Source organism: Achromobacter deleyi (assembly GCF_016127315.1).
GTDB lineage: Bacteria > Pseudomonadota > Gammaproteobacteria > Burkholderiales > Burkholderiaceae_B > Achromobacter > Achromobacter insuavis_A.
Window position 1 is genome coordinate 4,331,648 of the sequence record NZ_CP065997.1, and the last position, 17,158, is coordinate 4,348,805.

Here is a 17,158-nt window from a genome sequence, read left to right on the forward strand (position 1 = left end):
CCGCGCTCGCGCTTTACCGGCCCTGGAAGCGCGGCGCGCGTTTTTCGCGGAAGGCGCGCACGCCTTCGGCGAAGTCCTCGCGCCGCGCGGTTTCCAGGAAGCAGGCGGTTTCGTCCGCCAGCTGGGTTTCCAGCGAAGCGTGCGCCGCGCCGCGCAGCAGGTGCTTGGCGCCGGCGATGCCGTGCGGCGCGTGGCTGGCGAGATGGCCGGCGTAGGCCTCGGCCTGCTGTGCGAGCAGGCCGGTGTCGGCGACGCGGTTGAGCAGGCCCCAGGCCAATGCGTCGGCGGCACCGAAGGCGTCGTGGCGCAACAGCAGGTCGAGCGCGCGGCGCGGGCCGAGCAGGCGGTTCAGGCCATGCGTCATGCCGGCGTCGGGCGTGGCGCCGAGTTTCAGGTAGGCCGTCATGAAGCGCGTTTCGGCGTCGGCGATGGCGAGGTCGCAGGCCAGTACCAGCGACAGGCCGGCGCCCGCGGCGACGCCGTGGATCTGCGCCAGCCAGAGCTTGTCCATGCGGGCGACGTGCGCGACGAAATCGTTGAGCGGCGTGAACAGGTCGAGCAGCTTGCCGCGCACCGCGTTGACGTCGCCTTCGAACAGCGTGATGTCGCCGCCGGCGCAGAAGGCCTTGCCGGCGCCGCGCAGCAGCACCACGCGCAGGTCCGCGCGGGTATCGAGCCACTGGGCAGCGCGTTGCAGGTCGCGCGCCATGGCGACGTCGATGGCGTTGAGCGTGGCGGGCTGGTTCAGCGTCAGCGTGGCGATGCCGTCGGCGGCTTCCAGCAAGAGGGTTGGAAAGACGGGCAGGGGTGGGTTCATGGCTTGTCTCCGTTATCGGGTAAATACCAACTTTCGATCCAAAAACCACGATGCTATGGTCGGAACCAAGCGCTTGCTCGGTTGCCGTCCGCCACGCAAGCGTAACGCATAGAACGATTTTCCGGCGCTGTACAGCGTAGGTAAAGACAGGTTCGCCGCATCGCCTGCCTCGGGGCTACGCTGATTCACCGCCATTAGAAAAACAGCTTCGCGACAACAGCGAGGAGACAAAGGTGGATCAATCCGACAGCCCTCCGTTGCTGGAGGTGGATGGGGTCACGTTGGCGTTCGGCGGGGTCAAGGCGCTCACGGGCGTGGGCTTTCGCGTGGCGCCCGGATCCATCACCACGGTCATCGGCCCCAATGGCGCGGGCAAGACCTCGCTGTTCAACACCATCTCGGGTTTCTATCGGCCGGCCGCGGGCGCCATCCGCTTCATGGGCCGCGACATCACGCGCATGGCGGCGCCGGAGCGCGCCCGGCTGGGGCTGGCGCGCAGCTTCCAGAACATCGCGCTGTTTCGCGGCATGACGGTGCTGGACAACATCAAGCTGGGGCGTCACGCGCACCTGCGCACCAACGTGCTGGACGCGCTGTTGTACCTGGGGCGGGCGCGGCGCGAGGAGATGGCGCTGCGCGCCGACATCGAAGAACGCATCATCGACTTCCTGGAGATCGACCACATCCGCCATGCTCCGGTGGCGGCGCTGTCGTACGGGCTGCGCAAGCGGGTGGAACTGGCGCGGGCGCTGGCGATGCAGCCCAGGGTGCTGATGCTGGACGAGCCGGTGGCGGGCATGAACCGCGAGGAGACCGACGACATGGCGCGCTTCATCCTCGACGCGCGCGCCGAGTGGGGCGTGACGGTGCTGATGGTGGAGCACGACATGGGCATGGTGATGGACCTGTCGGACCACGTGGTGGTGCTGAACTTCGGCCAGGTGATCGCCGATGGCACGCCGGCCGCGGTGCAGGCCGATCCCGAGGTCATCAAGGCCTACCTGGGCGCGGGCGACGTCGGCGACCTGCGCCGGCGGCTGCGCGAGGCGGCCTGATGGACGGCCTGTTCTTCCTGGAGGTGACGCTGGCCGGGCTGGGCAGCGGCGGCCTGTATGCGCTGGCGGCGCTGGCGTTCGTGATCGTCTACAAGGCGACGCGGGTGGTGAACATCGCCATCGGCGAATTCCTGATGATGGGCGCCTATGTGTTCTATGCGTTTGCCGCCGGCATGGCCTGGCCAGTGTGGGCGGCGATCGCCGGGGCGGTGGCGGTGTCGGCCGTGCTGGGCGCGGTGGTCGAGCGCGTGACGATCCGGCCGATGCTGGGCGAATCGCCGATCTCGGTGTTCATGATCACCGTGGGACTGGCGTCGATCCTGGTGGGCGTGGTGGAGCTGATCTGGACCGCGGACCAGCGCCGCCTGCCGGAATTCATGCCGCGCGCGCCGGTGATGGTGGGCGAGGCGTTCGTCGCGCCCAAGGTGTTCTACGGCTTCTGGGTGGCGCTGGCGCTGGTGCTGCTGGTGCTGGTGGTGTTCCGCTACTGGCGCGGCGGCGTCGCCTTGCGCGCCACGGCGTCGGACCAGGGGGCGGCGTATGCGATGGGCATCAACGTGCCGCGCGTGTTCTCGCTGTCGTGGGCGGCGGCGGGCGCGATCGCGGCGGTGTCGGGGGTGATCGTGGGGGCGATCGGCGGCATCTCGTCGTCGATGGGCGTGTTCGGCCTGTCGGTGCTGGTGGTGGTGATCGTTGGCGGGCTGGACAGCGTGGCGGGGGCGCTGGTGGGGGGCATCTTCATCGGGCTGCTGGAGGCCTGGGCCGGGGCCTACCTGGGCGGCGAATACAAACTGCTGGCGACCTTCGTGGTGCTGGTGGCGGTGCTGATGATGCGGCCCTACGGGCTGTTCGGCACGCGCGAAATCGAGAGGCTGTAGCCATGCGCATCGCGACCGCGAAAGAGACCTACCGGGCCGACGAGGCGCTGTTCGACACAACAACCCAGCGGCTGTGGCTGGCGTTGCTGGCGGCGTCGCTGGCGCTGTTCCCGTTCGTGGCCGACGCCTACTGGCTGTACCTGGCGTGCCTGGTGGCGATCAACGTGGCCAGCGCCACGGGGTTGAACATCCTGACCGGCTACACCGGGCTGGTGAGCCTGGGGCAGGCCGCGTTCATGGGGCTGGGCGCGTACACCGTGGCGGTGATGGAATTGCGGCTGGGCACGCCGGTGTTGCTCAACCTGCTGGGCGCCGGCGTGGTGGCGATGCTGGGCGGGCTGCTGGTGGGGATTCCGTCGCTGCGGGTCAAGGGGCTGTACCTGGCGATCTCGACCATCGCGGCTTCGTTCATCGCGCACTTCGTGTTCGCCAACTGGGCCTTCACCGGCGGCACGGGCGGGTTGCAGGTGCCGCCGGCGCGGCTGCTGGGAATCGACCTGGATACGTCGTTCAAGATCTACTGGCTGATCGTGCCGTTGACGGCGCTGATGGTGCTGGGCGCGGCCAACCTGTTCCGCACCCGCATCGGCCGCGCCTTCATCGCGATCCGCGACCGCGACATCTCGGCCGAGGTGCTGGGCATCCACCTGCTGCGCTACAAGCTGCTGTCGTTCGGGCTGTCGTCGTTCTACGCCGGCGTGGCGGGCGGATTGTGGGCGTATTTCTTTCGCGTGGTCACGCCGGAGAGCTTTCCGCTGATCATGTCGATCTTTTTCCTGGCGGCCATCATCGTGGGCGGCATGGGCTCGATCCTGGGTTCCATCCTGGGCGCCGTGTTCATGACCATGGTGCCCGAACTGCTCAAGCTGGTGGTGGGCTGGCTGCCGGTGGGGGGCGACGCGCTGCGCCTGATTTCGCCGGTGCGCACCATCGTGTTCGGCCTGCTGATCGTGGGCTTTCTGATCTTCGAGCCGCACGGGCTCGCGGAAATCTGGCGCCGCGTGCGCCGCTACTTCCATCTGTGGCCATTCCGCACCTAGACGGCGGCCGCGTATTCCCAAGAGAACCAGGAGACGAAACCATGAAGCGCATCCGGATAGGCAGCGGTTTATCGAAGTTGCTGGCGCCCTTGGGCGTGGCATTGGCGTTGGCCGCGGCGCCGGCGGCCCAGGCCGAGGAGGATCTGGTGCTGGGCGGCTCGATCCCGCTGAGCGGGGTGTTCGCGTTCGCCGGGCAGGGCATCCACGCCGGCATCACCGACTATGTCAAGATCGTCAACGACCAGGGCGGCATCAAGGGCCGCAAGCTGCGCTACGTGCCGGAGGACACCGCCTACAAGGTGGACGCGTCGGTGGCGGCCTTCAAGAAGATCACCAGCCAGAACAAGGTCAATTTCTACTACGGCGATTCGACCGGGTTCTCCAAGACCATCAATGCCGAGCTGAACCGCTCGGGCAACATCCTGATGACCGGGGCCTCGTTCGCGACCGAGCTGAATGACCCGGCCAAGTATCCGGCGCAGTTCATGCTGGGGCCGGACTACACGGAGATGTTCGGCATCCTGCTGCGCTACATCGCCAAGGAAAAGCCGGGCGCCAAGGTGGCGTTCGTGTATTCGGACACCGAGTTCGGCCGTGACCCGATCGCCAGTTCGCGCGCGGTGGCGCAGAAGCTGGGGCTGACGGTGGCCACCGAGATCATGACGCCGCCGGGCAGCGTCGATGTGTCGACCGAGGTCATCAAGCTGCGCCGCGCCGATCCGGACTTCACCATCTTCCACGGCTACGTGCTGGCGCCGATTCCCGAATTCGTCGGGCAGGGCAAGCGCATGGGCCTGAAGACGCGCTACATGGGCACGTTCTGGACCATGGACAACTCCACCGTGATGCAGATGGGCGAGGACGCCGAGGGCTTCATGGGCGTGATGCCGTACCGCTACTACTACGACGAGACGGCCGACGCGCCGATGCTCAAGAAGATCCGCGAGATGCGGCCGCAGTACCAGAGCACCGGCTACATGCAGGGCTTCCTGGCGGCGATGCTGTTCACCGAGGTCGCCAAGCGCACGCTGGAGGCGGGCAAGGAGCTGACCAGCGCCAACATGAAGGCCGCGCTGGAGGGCATCAAGGACTTCGACACCGGCGGGCTGATCGGCGTGCCGATCAGCATCAAGGGTAATTCGATTCCGGTGGGGCGCATCTACCGCGCCGATACCAGGCAGAAGCAGATGGTGCCGGCTTCCGACTGGATCGTGCTGCAGTGAGGCGCCCGTGAATCCCGGACACGCTGCGTCGCCGCCGACGGTGCTGGACATCAACAACATCGAAGTGGTCTACAACAAGGCGGTGCAGGTGCTGCGCGGCCTGTCGCTGTCGGTGCCGGCCGGCGCCATCGTGGCGCTGCTGGGCAGCAACGGCGCCGGCAAGTCGACCACGCTGAAGGCGGTGTCGCGCCTGCTCGACCTGGAGGACGGCGAGCTGGCGCGCGGGCGCATCCTGTTCGATGGCGGCGACACCGCCGGCGCGAAACCGCAGAACCTGGTGCGGGCCGGGCTGGCGCACGTGATGGAAGGGCGCCGTGTGTTCGAGGACCTGACGGTCGAGGAAAACCTGGTGGCCGCGACCTACGCGCTCAGCGGCAGGGCTGGCGCCAAGGCCGACTTCGACCTGGTGTATGGCTATTTTCCGCGGTTGTACGAACGCCGCCGCGGCCTGGCGGGCTATCTGTCGGGCGGCGAGCAGCAGATGCTGGCGATCGGGCGGGCGTTGATCGCGCAGCCCAAGCTGATGCTGCTGGACGAGCCGTCGCTGGGATTGTCGCCGATGCTGGTGGAAACCATTTTTTCGATCATCGCGCGCATCAACCGCGAGCAGGGAGTATCGATGCTGCTGGTCGAGCAGAACGCGTCGGTGGCGTTGGCGGTGGCGCATTACGGCTACATCATGGAGACCGGCAAGGTGGTGATCGACGGCACGGCCGAAAAACTGGCGGCCGACCCCGACGTGCGCGAGTTCTATCTGGGCGTGGGCGGGTCGGGCGAGGCGCGCGGCTTTCGCGATATCAAGCACTACAAGCGCCGCAAGCGCTGGCTGTCATGAACGGGCCGCTCGATCCTGGCCGTGCGCCGCACGCCTGGCCGGCGCTGACGCTGCCGCAGATGCTGCGCGAGCAGGCGCGCCGCCAGCCCGAGGGCATCGCCGTGCGGCAGAAGGACTTCGGCGTCTGGCAGCCGGTGTCGTGGGCGCAGTACTGGCGCCGCGCCTGCCGCGTGGGGCTGGGCCTGCAGGCGGCCGGCCTGTCGCGCGGCGGACGCGTCGCGATCGTGGCGGAGAACCGGCTGGAGTGGCTGTTGACGCAGCTGGGCGCGGGCGCCGTCGGCGGCGTGGCTGTCGGCGTCTATGCGACCAGCCCGGCCGAGGAAATGGGCTATGTGCTGGAGCACGCCAACGTCGAACTGGTGGTGTGCGAGGACCAGGAGCAGACCGACAAGGTGCTGCAGGTGGCGCATCGCCTGCCGCTGTTGCGGCGCATCGTGGTGATGGAAACCAAGGGCCTGCGCTCGTACGCGCCGGCCGAGCGCGACCGCATCGTCGCCTTCGCGGAGCTGGAGGCCGAGGGCCAGCGGATGGAGGCCCAGGCGCTGCCGGCCTTGAACAGCGTGCTGGACGGACAGCGGCTGGATGACCTGGGCCTGATGATCTATACCTCGGGGTCCACCGGCAAGCCCAAGGGCGCGATGCTGAGCTATCGCAACATGCGCGGCGTGGCGCCGGGCATCGCCGAGCGCCTGGGCATGGACGCGGCCAGCGTGCACCTGTCGTACCTGCCGCTGTGCCACGTGGCCGAGCAGATGCTGTCGACGTTCGTGCCCATCTACCTGGGCGCGCAGGTCAATTTCGGCGAATCGATCCGCACCGTGCAGGAAGACCTGCGCGAGGTGGCGCCGACCGTGTTCCTGGGCGTGCCGCGCATCTGGGAGAAGCTGCACGCGTCGATCTCGATCAAGATGCAGGAGGCCGGGCGCCTGCAACGCTGGCTCTACCGGCGGGCCATGGCGGCCTGCGCGCCGTTCGCGGAAAAGTCGGCGCGCCAGCGCAATGCGGGCGAACGGCTGACCTATGCGTTGTGGTACTGGCTGGTGCTGCGCGCCCTGCAGAATTTCATCGGCCTGCGGCGCGTGCGGGTGGCGATGACGGGGGCGGCGCCGATCGCGCCGGAAGTGGTGCGCTACTTCCGCAATCTTGGCGTGCCGCTGGTGGAGGTGTACGGCCTGACCGAGTCGACCGGCATGATCTTCGGCCAGCATCCTGACCGCGTGAAGGCGGGCACGGTGGGCGAGCCGATCCTGGGCGTCGAGTGGCGCCTGGGCGAGGCGGATGAATTGCAGATGCGCGGCGAGATGGTGTTCGCGGGCTACTACCAGAACGAGGCCGCGACCGCCGACGCGGTGCGCGACGGCTGGCTGCACACGGGCGACGTGGCCGCGGTGCGGGATGGCCAGCTGCGCATCGTCGATCGCCTGAAGGACATCATGATCACGGCGGGGGGCAAGAACCTGACGCCATCCGAGATCGAGAACGCGGTCAAGAGCAGCCCGTACGTGAAGGAATGCGTGGTCGTCGCGGACGGCCGGCGCTACGTGGCCGCGCTGATCCAGCTGGAATTCGAGACGGTGGGCAAGTGGGCCGAATCGCAGCGCATCGCCTTCACCCATTTCCGTTCGCTGGCCGAGTGCGGGCAGGTGCGGGAGCTGGTGGCCGGCGAGGTGGCGCGCGCCAACGCGGGGCTGGCGCCCGTGGCGCAGATCAAGCGCTTCCATCTGCTGACCAAGGAACTGGACCATGACGATGGCGAGGTGACCGCGACCATGAAGGTGCGGCGCGCCAGCATCTACCGCAGCTACGCGGACGAGATCGAACGGCTGTACGCCGAGGAGACGCCGGCATGAACGAAGCGGTGATCGTGGAAGCGGTGCGCACCCCGTTCGGGCGGCGCGGCGGCTGGTGGGCCGATACCCGGCCCGATGACTTGCTGGCCTTGACCATCCAGGGCGTGCTGGCCCGCGCGGGGCTGCCGCCGGAGCAGGTGGACGACGTGGTGGCGGGCTGCGTCAGCCAGGCGGGCGAGCAGGGGGCCAACATCGGCCGCCTGGCCGCTTTGCTGGCGGACTTGCCGCAAACGGTGCCGGGCATGGCCTTGAACCGCATGTGCGGATCGAGCCAGCAGGCCGTGCATGTCGGGGCGCAGGCGATTGCCGCGGGCGATATGCGCTATGTGGTGGCGGGCGGCGTCGAGAGCATGAGCCGCGTGCCCATGTTCCTGGACGTGACGCTGGGGCAGCGCGAGTTCCGCGGCTTCGAGTCGCTGAACCCCGGACTGCTGCAACGCCATCCGTTGATCCACCAGATCGAGAGCGCGGAGCGTATTGCCGAGCAGTGGCAGTTGAGCCGCGAAGAACTGGATGCGTGGTCAATGCAAAGCCACGCGCGCGCCTGGCAGGCGGCCAGCGCGGGCCACCACGCCGAACTGCTGCCGGGCCCGGCCGGCACGCCGGCACGCGACGAAGGCATCCGCGAGCGCGCCGATCCGGCCAAGATGGCGGCGCTGGCGCCAGCCCTGCGCGCGCCCGGGCAGGGCAATGTGACGGCGGCGCAGGCCAGCCAGTTGGCCGACGGCGCCGCCGCGGTGCTGCTGGCGGATCGCGCCGTGGCGCTGGCCGACGGGCTGCGGCCGCAAGCGCGGTTCCGCGCCCGCGTGGCGATCGGCTCGGATCCGGTGTTGCAGCTGACCGGCGTCATCCCCGCGACCGAACGCGCCCTGGCGCGCGCCGGCCTGCAACTGGCGGACATCGACTGGATCGAGATCAACGAGGCCTTCGCCAGCGTGGTGCTGGCCTGGCTGAAGACGCTGGGCGCGGATCCGTCGAAGGTCAATCCGTGGGGCGGCGCCATCGCCCATGGCCATCCGCTGGGCGCGACCGGCGCGGCGTTGATGGCCAAGATGCTGGCGGGGCTGCGCGCCACCGACGGCCAGTTCGGCCTGCAGGTCATGTGCATCGGCCATGGCATGGCGACCGCGACGATCATCGAACGCCTATGATCCGGATCGACAGGGCAGGGCCGGGCGCGACGCCTGCCGGGCACGAGGACGGCGCGGAATCGCTGCGCCGCGCCGAAGTGATCTTGACGGCGGCCCGCCTGTTCCGCAAGCATGGCTACGAGCGCACCACGGTGCGCGAGCTGGCGCGGGCCGTGGGCCTGCAGTCCGGCAGCCTGTTCCATCACTTTCGCAGCAAGGAGGAAATCCTGGTGGCGGTGATGAACAACGGCATCCAGGAAGTGCTGGATGCCGGCCGCCAGGCCCTGGCGTTGTACCAGGCGCCCGCCGACCGGCTGGCGGCGCTGTTCCGCGTGCACATGTGGAGCATGCTGCACGGCGCCGGCGGCGATGCGATGAACGCGCTGGTCTACGAGTGGCGCAGCCTGTCGGCGCCGAGCCAGGCCAGCGTCAAGGTGCTGAGCGACCGCTACGAGGCGATGTGGCAGGACGCGGTGGCGGCGGCGGTGGCCGCCGGCCTGCTGCGCGGCGATGCGCGCGTGATCAAGCGTTGCGTGCTGGGCGCGATGAACCTGACGGTGCAGTGGTACAAGCCCGACGGCCGGCTGCGGCCGGCGGCGTTCATCGATGAGATGCTGCGGGCCAGCCTGCCGGCGTTGCCGGAGGGGGCGGGGCGCTGGCCGGTGGCATGAAACGCCCGGCGGGTCAGGCGCTGCCCGGCCAGTAATGGCTGTCCGGCAGCGCGCGCGCGCCGAAGATCGCCTGGCCGACCCGCACCAGGGTGGCGCCTTCCTCGATGGCGATCTCGAAGTCGCCGGACATGCCCATCGACAGTTCGTCCAGGTTGATGCCCGCGGGCGCTTCCTGGCGCAGGCGGTCGCGCAGGCCGCGCAGCAGCACGAAGCACTGGCGCACGCGTTCGGCCTCGCTGGAGAACAGCGCCAGCGTCATGAAGCCGCGCACGCGCAGCGCGGAATACGCCGGCAGCGCCTGGATGAAGGCCGCCACGTCATCGGGCGCCAGGCCATACTTGCTGGGCTCGCCGGACGTGTTGACCTGCACGAATACGTCCAGCGCGCGGCCCTCGGCCTGCAGGCGCCGGTCCAGCGCCTCGGCCAGCCGCAGGCTGTCCAGCGCCTGGAATTCGCTGGCGAACTGCGCCACCAGCTTGGCCTTGTTGGTCTGCAGGTGGCCGATGACCGACCAGCGCAGATCGGCCAGGTCGGTGGTGTTCTCCCATTTGCGGTGCGCTTCCTGCACCTTGTTCTCGCCCAGCAGGCGGCAGCCGGCCGCATGGGCCAGCCGGATGCGGGATTCGTCCATGGTCTTGCTGACCGGCAGCAACCGCACGCTGGCCGGGTCGCGTCCGGCGCGATGGCAGGCGGCCGCCATGCGGGCGTGGATCGTGGCCAGGTTGTGCTGGAAATCCTCGACGCTGAGGGCCTGCGGGTAGCGGCCGTGCTGGTCGTGCCGGGTCTGGGTGTCGCCGTCGGCCGGCGTGGCCGCGGCGCTGTCGGGGGAAGTCGTCATCATTTCACCAGTTGCTTGTGCGCGGAGTCGGAACGCGTCGATGCAGTGTAACGGGCCGCGCGCCAGGGCAGGCGGCCATTGAGCAGGGCGTGGGCCAGCAGGCCGATCACCAGGCCCCAGAAGGCGCCGCCGATGCCGAACAGCTTGATGTTGGCGGCGGCCGCCAGGAAGGTGATGAGCGAGGCCTCGCGTGACTTGGCATCGGCCAGGGCGCTGGCCAGGCTGCCGCCGATGGTGCCCAGCAGGGCCAGGCCCGCCAATGTGGTGATGAAGGCGGCCGGCAGCGCCATGAACACGGCGGCCAGCGTCACGCCGAAGATGCCGACCAGGATGTAGAAGACGCCCGCGGCGATGCCGGCGATCCAGCGCTTGGACGGATCGTCGTGGGCTTCGCGGCCGGTGCAGATGGCGGCGGTGATGGCGGCCAGGTTGAAGGCATGCGAGCCGAACGGCGCCATCAGCAGCGAGCCCAGGCCGGTGAGGGTGACGATGGGGTTGGCGCTGGTCTTGAAGCCGTCGTTGCGCAGCACCAGCATGCCGGGCATGTATTGGCCGGTCAGCGTGATCAGGAACAGCGGCAGCGCCACGCTCAGCAGTCCATTGAGCGAGAACGCGGGCGCGGTGAAGACGGGGGCGGCGAATTCCAGCCGCAGCCCCGACAGGTCGACCCGGTCCTGCGCCAGCAGCAGCGCCAGGCCGGACACCAGGATGCCGACCACGGCGTAGCGCGCCGTGTAGCGCTTGAGCGCGACGTAGGCCAGGATCAGCCAGCCCACCAGCAGCGGGTCCAGGCTCATGCCGCCGAAGGCGCCGATGCCGAACGGCAGCAGGATGCCCGCCAGCAGGCCGGCGGCCACGCCCGGGGGGATGAGGCGGATGGCCTTGTCGAAATAGCCGGACAGTCCGAGCAGGACGAAGGCGGCGGCCGAGATCAGGTAGGCGCCGATGGCCTCGGCATACGGCGTGGTCGCCAGGGCCGTGACCAGGAAGGCGGCGGCGGGCGTGGACCAGGCGGTGATGACCGGTTCGCGGCTGAGCCAGCTCAGCACGATGCCGGTGATGCCCACGCCGATCGACACCGACCAGACCCAGGAGGCGGTCAGCGCCGGACTGAGACCGGCGACCTTGGCGGCCTGGAACACCAGGATGAAGGTGCCGCCGTAGTTGACGATGACCGAGATCAGGCCGGCGACGATGGGATGGACGAGATCGCGCGGAAGCAGGGAGGAGGCGCTGGGGGAGGACATGGGGGGCGAGGGGATGCGGGAAGGGTTGAGTGGCAGCCCACTTTGTAGCGCCGTATTGGCCTGTCATGACCGTACACTTCGGATGCCAAGACCAGACCACTTTTTTCATCCCGGCGTATCCGGCCGCGACTAGAATGGTCGGTTTTCATCGACGCTTTCATCGCCTTCGGGCAGGCCACATGAGCAAGACCTTTGCGCTTGAGACCCTGAAGATCCGCATGGGCGACGCCGACCTGGCGCCGCTCGACCTGCATCTGCGCATCCAGCGCGCCCTGCGCGCGCTGGTGCTGGACGGCGACCTGGACCCTGGCGTGAAACTGCCCGCCACGCGCGCGCTGGCGCAGTCGCTGGGCGTGGCCCGCGACACGGTCGAGAACGCCTACGTGCAGTTGCAGCGCGATGGCTTCATCGCGCGGCGCAAGGGCTCGGGCAGCTACGTGTCCGAGATGATCGGCACCGAACTGCGCGGCTCGGCGCGGCGCCGTCCCGCGGTCCGGGAGCGCCGACCCGAGACGCCGCAACCGGCCGCGCCGGCGGCGGGCATGAGCCGGCGCGGGCGCGCGATCTTCGACAGCGGCGGCGTGGCCGACCAGCAGACGATCCAGGCGTTCGCCACCGGCCTGCCCGAGACCCGCACCTTTCCGACCGGGGTGTGGGAACGGCTGCAGAGGCAGGTGATGAAGGATCATCGCGGCACGGTGCTGCTGCATGGCGACCCGCAAGGCGCCGAGCCCTTGCGCCGCGCGATCGCGACCTACCTGAACCTGGAGCGCGGCGCCAAGGTCCGCCCCGAGCAGATCGTGGTGCTGAGCAGCACGCGCCAGGCGCTGTTCCTGTGCGCGCAGTTGCTGGTGGACGCGGGCAAACCGATCCTGCTGGAGAACCCCGGCTACTTCGGCGCCCGCAAGGCGTTCGAATTCGCCGAGGCCCGGGTGGTGCCGATCGACGTCGACGCGCAGGGGATCCGCACCGACCTGCTGCGGGCCGACCGCAGCGGCGCCAGCTGCGTCTACGTGACGCCGTCGCACCAGTATCCGACCGGGGCGACGCTGTCGCTGGAACGGCGGCTCGACCTGACCCGCTGGGCCGCCGAGAGCGGCAAGTGGATCATCGAGGACGATTACGACAGCGAATTCCACTACGACGGCCTGCCGACCGCCTGCGTGCAGGGGCTGGACCGGCACGGCCGCACGATTTACCTGGGCACCTTCAGCAAGACGCTCTATCCGGGCCTGCGGATGGGCTACATGGCCCTGCCTGACGAGCTGGTCGGCGCCTTCAGCCGCGCGCGCAGCATCGTCGACGGCCACACGCCGCAGATCCTGCAGCTGACGCTGGCGCGTTTCATGGCCGACGGCCACTACAACGCGCACGTGCGGGCCATGCGCAAGCTGTACGCGGCGCGGCGCGAGGCCATGCTGGAGGCGGTCGGCAAGCACCTGGCGGGGGTGGCGCGGGCGCTGCGTCCCGAGGGCGGGCTGCAGGTGCCCTGCCTGCTGAAGCCGGGATGGTCGGAGGCGGACACCATCCGCCGCGCCGCGCAGGCCGGCCTGGTGCTGCCGGGCCTGGCGCGTCTGTATGCGGGCACGCCCGCGCTGCAAGGCTGGCTGCTGGGCTATGCCTCGCTCAGCGCGCACGAGATCGACCTCGCCATGCGGCGCCTGGCGGTCGCGATAAAGAGGAAGGGGTAGGGCGGGCCCGGCGCCGCGGACGGAGGCCGCTGGAGCGGCCCGTCGCGCGGGATCAGGGCATCAGCCCTTGCGCTTGAGGAAGGCGCCGACGCCGCAGGCCACCGCGATCGCCAGCAGGGCGGCCGCGATGGTCAGGAGGAAATCGGCTTCGCCGTGGTAGCCGCCGCCGGTCACGCCGCCAGCGACGCTGCCCATCCAGATCACCGCCGTGACCAGCGTGCCGGTCAGGGCCAGCGCGGTGGCCAGGCACAGCGCGATGAACAGCGGCGTGCGGCGCACGGGCGCGGGGCCCGTGGCGTAGCCGCCGCGGCCGCGGCGGGGTTGCATCACCATGAAGAACAGCGCCGCAACCACCGCGGCCAGCATCAGGATCTTGACGATCATGACGCCGCCCGCGTCTTAGTCTTCACGGCGCAGGTGCGGGAAGAGGATGACGTCGCGGATGCTGGGGCTGTCGGTCAGCAGCATGACCAGGCGGTCGATGCCGATGCCGCAGCCGCCCGTCGGGGGCATGCCGTATTCCAGCGCGCGGATGTAGTCGGCGTCGTAGTACATCGCTTCCTCGTCGCCGGCATCCTTGGCCTCGACCTGCGAGCGGAAACGCTCGGCCTGGTCTTCGGGGTCGTTCAGCTCGGAGAAGCCGTTGGCGATCTCGCGGCCCGTCATGAACAGCTCGAAGCGCTCGGTGATGCCTTCGCGGCTGTCGGAGGCGCGCGCCAGCGGCGACACTTCGACCGGGTAGTCGATGATGTAGGTGGGGTTCCACAGCTTGGCTTCGGCCGTTTCCTCGAACAGCGCCAGTTGCAGCGCGCCCAGGCCGGCGCGCGACAGCACCGGGCCGTCGGCGTCGGCGCCCAGCTTCTTGAGCTCGGCGCGCACGAAGGCCGGGTCGTCCAGTTGCGCCTGGGTGTAGCCCGGGGCGTACTTGAGGATGGCTTCGCAGATGGTCAGGCGGTCGAACGGCTTGGACAGATCCAGCTCGCGTTCCTGGTAGGTCAGCACGGCGCTGCCGGTGGCCGAGATGGCGGCCTGGCGGATCAGTTCCTCGGTGAAGTCCATCAGCCAGCGGTAGTCCGCGAAGGCCGCGTAGAACTCCATCATCGTGAATTCCGGATTGTGGCGCGGGCTCACGCCTTCATTGCGGAAGTTGCGGTTGACCTCGAACACGCGTTCGAAGCCGCCGACGATGAGGCGCTTGAGGTAGAGCTCGGGCGCGATGCGCAGGAACATCTCCATGTCCAGCGCGTTGTGGTGCGTGACGAAGGGCTTGGCCGCCGCGCCGCCCGGGATCGGGTGCAGCATGGGCGTTTCGACTTCGAGGAAGCCGGCGTTCAGCATGAACTGGCGGATGCTGCCCACGGTCTTGCTGCGCGCCTCGAAGGTGCGGCGCGTGGCGTCGGTCATGATGAGGTCGACGTAGCGCTGGCGGTAGCGCAGTTCCTGGTCGGCCACGCCGTGGAACTTGTCCGGCAGCGGGCGCAGCGACTTGGACAGCAGGCGCGCCGTGGCGGCGTGCACCGACAGTTCGCCCTTGTTGGTCTTGAAGACCGACCCTTCGACCGCGATGATGTCGCCAATGTCCCATTGCTTGAACGCGGCGTAGCTGTCTTCGCCCAGCGTGCCGCGGTCCAGGTAGATCTGGATGCGGCCGGTGCTGTCCTGCAGCGTGGCGAAGCTGGCCTTGCCCATGACGCGCTTGAGCATCATGCGGCCGGCGACCTTGACGGTGACGGGCGCGGCGGCCAGGGCTTCCTGCTCCTGGTCGTCGTACTTGTCGTGCAGGGCCGCGGCGCGGGCGTCGGGGACGAAATCGTTGGGATACGCGACCCCGGTCTCGCGCAGTTTGGCCAGCTTGGCGCGCCGTTCGGCGATCAAGCGGTTTTCATCCTGGGCGGGGGCCGGAGCGGTCGTGTGGTCGGTCATGGTCGGGGGATCAGTCGTAATTGCGGATGTCGTCGATTTCGGTGGTGCCGAAGTCGTCGCGATCCAGGTAGGCGAGGATGCGGGAGGCCACGTTGGCGGGCGCGGACAGCTTGCCGCTGGCGTGGAAGTCCTGGAACTTGGCCAGTGCCGGGAAGCTCTTGGGGTCGCTGGCGCGGATGGCGACCTGCATGTCGGTGTCGACGATGCCGGGCGCCAGCGAGACGACGCGCGCGCCGCCTTCGCCTTGTTCTTCTTTGACCACGCGCGAGTACATGTCGAGCGCGGCCTTGGTGGCGCAGTACACGCCCCAGCCGGCGTTGGGGTTGCGGCCGGCGCCGGACGAGATGTTGAGCACGCGGCGGTCGGCCTTGAGGTCCGCGACCGCGGCCAGGAAGCGCGCGGTCAGCAGCATCACGGCCGTCACGTTCAGGTTGAAGGCGGCGGCGATGGCCGGGCCGTCGATCAGCGCGTCGGTGCCGGACACGGGGTGCACGGTGCCGGCGTTGTTGATCAGCAGGTAGCGGCTGGCGTCGCGCGGCAGCGCGTCGCAGATGCGGCGCGCGGCCGCCTCGGCCGCGGCCAGGTCCGAGAGGTCCACGGACAGCTGTTCCAGCTGCGCGTCCTGCGAGCGGGCGTAGGCGGCCAGCTCGGGGTCTTCGCGGCGCGCCAGGGTGATCAGGCGGGTGCCCGGTTTGGCCAGGCCGCGCGCCATGGCGGCGCCGATGCCGCGCGAAGCGCCGGTGAGAATTGCGATGGTGTCAGACATGCGTGAACCCTCGGGGTACGGTGGACGGAAGTATCGCGGAACTTACACGCCTTGCTTGAGGCTGGCCTGGATGAAGGGATCCAGGTCGCCGTCCAGCACTTTCTGCGTGTTGGAGATTTCGACGTTGGTGCGCAGGTCCTTGATGCGGCTCTGGTCCAGCACGTACGAGCGGATCTGGTGGCCCCAACCCACGTCGGTCTTGGAGTCTTCCAGCTTCTGCTGCTCGGCCATGCGGTTGCGCATTTCCAGTTCGTACAGCTTGGACTTCAGCATCTGCATCGCTTCGGCGCGGTTGCGGTGCTGCGAGCGGTCGTTCTGGCACTGCACCACGATCCCGGTCGGGATGTGCGTCAGGCGCACGGCCGAGTCGGTCTTGTTGATGTGCTGGCCGCCCGCGCCCGAGGCGCGGTAGGTATCCACGCGCAGGTCGGCCGGGTTCACTTCGACTTCGAAGGAATCGTCGACCTCGGGGTAGACGAACACGCTGGCGAACGAGGTGTGGCGGCCGCCCGACGAGTCGAACGGGCTCTTGCGCACCAGGCGGTGCACGCCGGTTTCCGTGCGCAGGTAGCCGAAAGCGTGATCGCCCTCGATCTTGATGGTGGCCGACTTCAGGCCGGCGACTTCGCCCTCGGATTCTTCCAGTATCTCGGCCTTGAAGCCCTTGCGCTCGGCGTACTTGAGGTACTGGCGCAGCAGCATCGAGGCCCAGTCCTGCGCTTCCGTGCCGCCCGCGCCCGCCTGGATGTCCAGGAAGCAGTTCAGGGGATCGGCCGGGTTGGAGAACATGCGGCGGAATTCCAGGCTTTCCAGCTTTTCCTGGAAGGCGTTGGCGTCCAGTTCGATGGATTCCAGGGTGGCGTCGTCGTTGTCGGCGGCGGCCAGTTCGAACAGCTCGTTCGAGTCGGCCAGGCCCATGCCCAGGCCGGTGAGCGTTTCCACCACGTCCTCGAGGGCTTTCTTTTCACGGCCCAGGTCCTGGGCGTGCTTGGGGTCGTTCCAGACGGCCGGGTCTTCGAGCTCGGCGTTTACGACTTGCAGGCGTTCAGCTTTGGCATCGTAGTCAAAGATACCTCCGTAGAGCCTGTTCGCGCTCCGCGTAGTCGGCGAGGCGGGCTGCGAGCTGGTTCTGACGTTCGGCTTCCATGATGATTCCTGATGACTTTTGTGCGAAACCGGGCATTTTACCGTGTA

General features: G+C 68.8%; 16 protein-coding genes. 9 read left to right on the forward strand and 7 right to left on the reverse strand.

The genetic code is table 11. The annotated features are described in order from the left end of the window. Positions 1 to 13: 13 nt before the first annotated feature. The gene (locus I6I07_RS19825) at positions 14 to 817 is read right to left on the reverse strand and encodes an enoyl-CoA hydratase/isomerase family protein (protein WP_198483365.1); all 804 of its coding nucleotides are present in this window, start codon (positions 815 to 817) and stop codon (positions 14 to 16) included. Between the two features lie 257 nt (positions 818 to 1,074). On the opposite strand from I6I07_RS19825, the gene I6I07_RS19830 reads away from it, so the two are divergent. The 8 genes from I6I07_RS19830 to I6I07_RS19865 are packed head-to-tail and all read left to right on the forward strand — an operon-like array spanning position 1,075 to position 9,499. Further along, positions 1,075 to 1,872, forward strand: coding sequence for an ABC transporter ATP-binding protein (locus tag I6I07_RS19830; RefSeq protein ID WP_420094592.1), 798 nt, complete (start codon positions 1,075 to 1,077; stop codon positions 1,870 to 1,872). Beyond that, positions 1,872 to 2,750 carry a branched-chain amino acid ABC transporter permease gene (locus tag I6I07_RS19835; RefSeq protein ID WP_198483367.1) on the forward strand — a complete coding sequence of 293 codons (879 nt, stop codon included), beginning with the start codon at positions 1,872 to 1,874 and terminating at the stop codon, positions 2,748 to 2,750. Before I6I07_RS19830 ends, I6I07_RS19835 begins: the two co-directional genes overlap by 1 nt. 2 nt (positions 2,751 to 2,752) lie before the next feature. Then, positions 2,753 to 3,790: a branched-chain amino acid ABC transporter permease gene (locus I6I07_RS19840; RefSeq protein WP_054487154.1), complete on the forward strand. Its 1,038-nt coding sequence runs from the start codon at positions 2,753 to 2,755 to the stop codon at positions 3,788 to 3,790. A 41-nt stretch (positions 3,791 to 3,831) separates the two neighbouring features. After that, positions 3,832 to 5,013, forward strand: coding sequence for an ABC transporter substrate-binding protein (locus tag I6I07_RS19845; protein ID WP_198483368.1), 1,182 nt, complete (start codon positions 3,832 to 3,834; stop codon positions 5,011 to 5,013). A gap of 40 nt (positions 5,014 to 5,053) precedes the next feature. Next, a complete protein-coding gene (locus tag I6I07_RS19850) occupies positions 5,054 to 5,848 on the forward strand; it encodes an ABC transporter ATP-binding protein (RefSeq protein WP_198487604.1) in 795 nt (264 codons plus the stop codon). Beyond that, positions 5,845 to 7,698, forward strand: a complete 1,854-nt coding sequence (locus tag I6I07_RS19855) for an AMP-dependent synthetase/ligase (protein WP_198483369.1) — start codon at positions 5,845 to 5,847, stop codon at positions 7,696 to 7,698. Before I6I07_RS19850 ends, I6I07_RS19855 begins: the two co-directional genes overlap by 4 nt. Then, entirely contained in the window at positions 7,695 to 8,849 is a 1,155-nt protein-coding gene (locus tag I6I07_RS19860; RefSeq protein WP_198483370.1) for a thiolase family protein, read from the forward strand. Before I6I07_RS19855 ends, I6I07_RS19860 begins: the two co-directional genes overlap by 4 nt. Beyond that, on the forward strand, positions 8,846 to 9,499 hold the full coding sequence (locus tag I6I07_RS19865; RefSeq protein WP_198483371.1) for a TetR/AcrR family transcriptional regulator: 654 nt from the start codon (positions 8,846 to 8,848) through the stop codon (positions 9,497 to 9,499). The genes I6I07_RS19860 and I6I07_RS19865 overlap by 4 nt, the downstream gene beginning before the upstream one ends. Before the next feature lie 13 nt (positions 9,500 to 9,512). On the opposite strand, the gene I6I07_RS19870 is transcribed toward I6I07_RS19865, so the two are convergent. Both I6I07_RS19870 and I6I07_RS19875 read right to left on the reverse strand, forming a co-directional pair. Then, complete coding sequence (locus I6I07_RS19870; RefSeq protein WP_006395849.1) at positions 9,513 to 10,340, reverse strand: YggS family pyridoxal phosphate-dependent enzyme; 828 nt, start codon at positions 10,338 to 10,340, stop codon at positions 9,513 to 9,515. Then, the gene (locus I6I07_RS19875; protein ID WP_198483372.1) at positions 10,337 to 11,584 is read right to left on the reverse strand and encodes a benzoate/H(+) symporter BenE family transporter; all 1,248 of its coding nucleotides are present in this window, start codon (positions 11,582 to 11,584) and stop codon (positions 10,337 to 10,339) included. The genes I6I07_RS19870 and I6I07_RS19875 overlap by 4 nt, the downstream gene beginning before the upstream one ends. A gap of 179 nt (positions 11,585 to 11,763) precedes the next feature. On the opposite strand from I6I07_RS19875, the gene I6I07_RS19880 reads away from it, so the two are divergent. Further along, a complete protein-coding gene (locus I6I07_RS19880) occupies positions 11,764 to 13,275 on the forward strand; it encodes a PLP-dependent aminotransferase family protein (protein ID WP_198483373.1) in 1,512 nt (503 codons plus the stop codon). 60 nt (positions 13,276 to 13,335) lie between these two features. On the opposite strand, the gene I6I07_RS19885 is transcribed toward I6I07_RS19880, so the two are convergent. The 4 genes from I6I07_RS19885 to prfB form a co-directional block, all read right to left on the reverse strand. Next, entirely contained in the window at positions 13,336 to 13,659 is a 324-nt protein-coding gene (locus I6I07_RS19885; RefSeq protein ID WP_054429919.1) for a hypothetical protein, read from the reverse strand. A gap of 15 nt (positions 13,660 to 13,674) precedes the next feature. Then, entirely contained in the window at positions 13,675 to 15,198 is a 1,524-nt protein-coding gene (gene lysS / locus I6I07_RS19890) for a lysine--tRNA ligase (RefSeq protein ID WP_198483374.1), read from the reverse strand. A gap of 10 nt (positions 15,199 to 15,208) precedes the next feature. Next, entirely contained in the window at positions 15,209 to 15,964 is a 756-nt protein-coding gene (locus I6I07_RS19895) for an SDR family oxidoreductase (RefSeq protein WP_198483375.1), read from the reverse strand. Positions 15,965 to 16,006: 42 nt separating this feature from the next. Beyond that, positions 16,007 to 17,111 (reverse strand): peptide chain release factor 2 gene (prfB, locus tag I6I07_RS19900; protein WP_104021788.1). Its coding sequence is split into 2 segments (ribosomal slippage): positions 16,007 to 17,029 and positions 17,031 to 17,111, totalling 1,104 coding nucleotides; the frame shifts between segments, so codons are not numbered across the junction. Positions 17,112 to 17,158 lie beyond the last annotated feature (47 nt).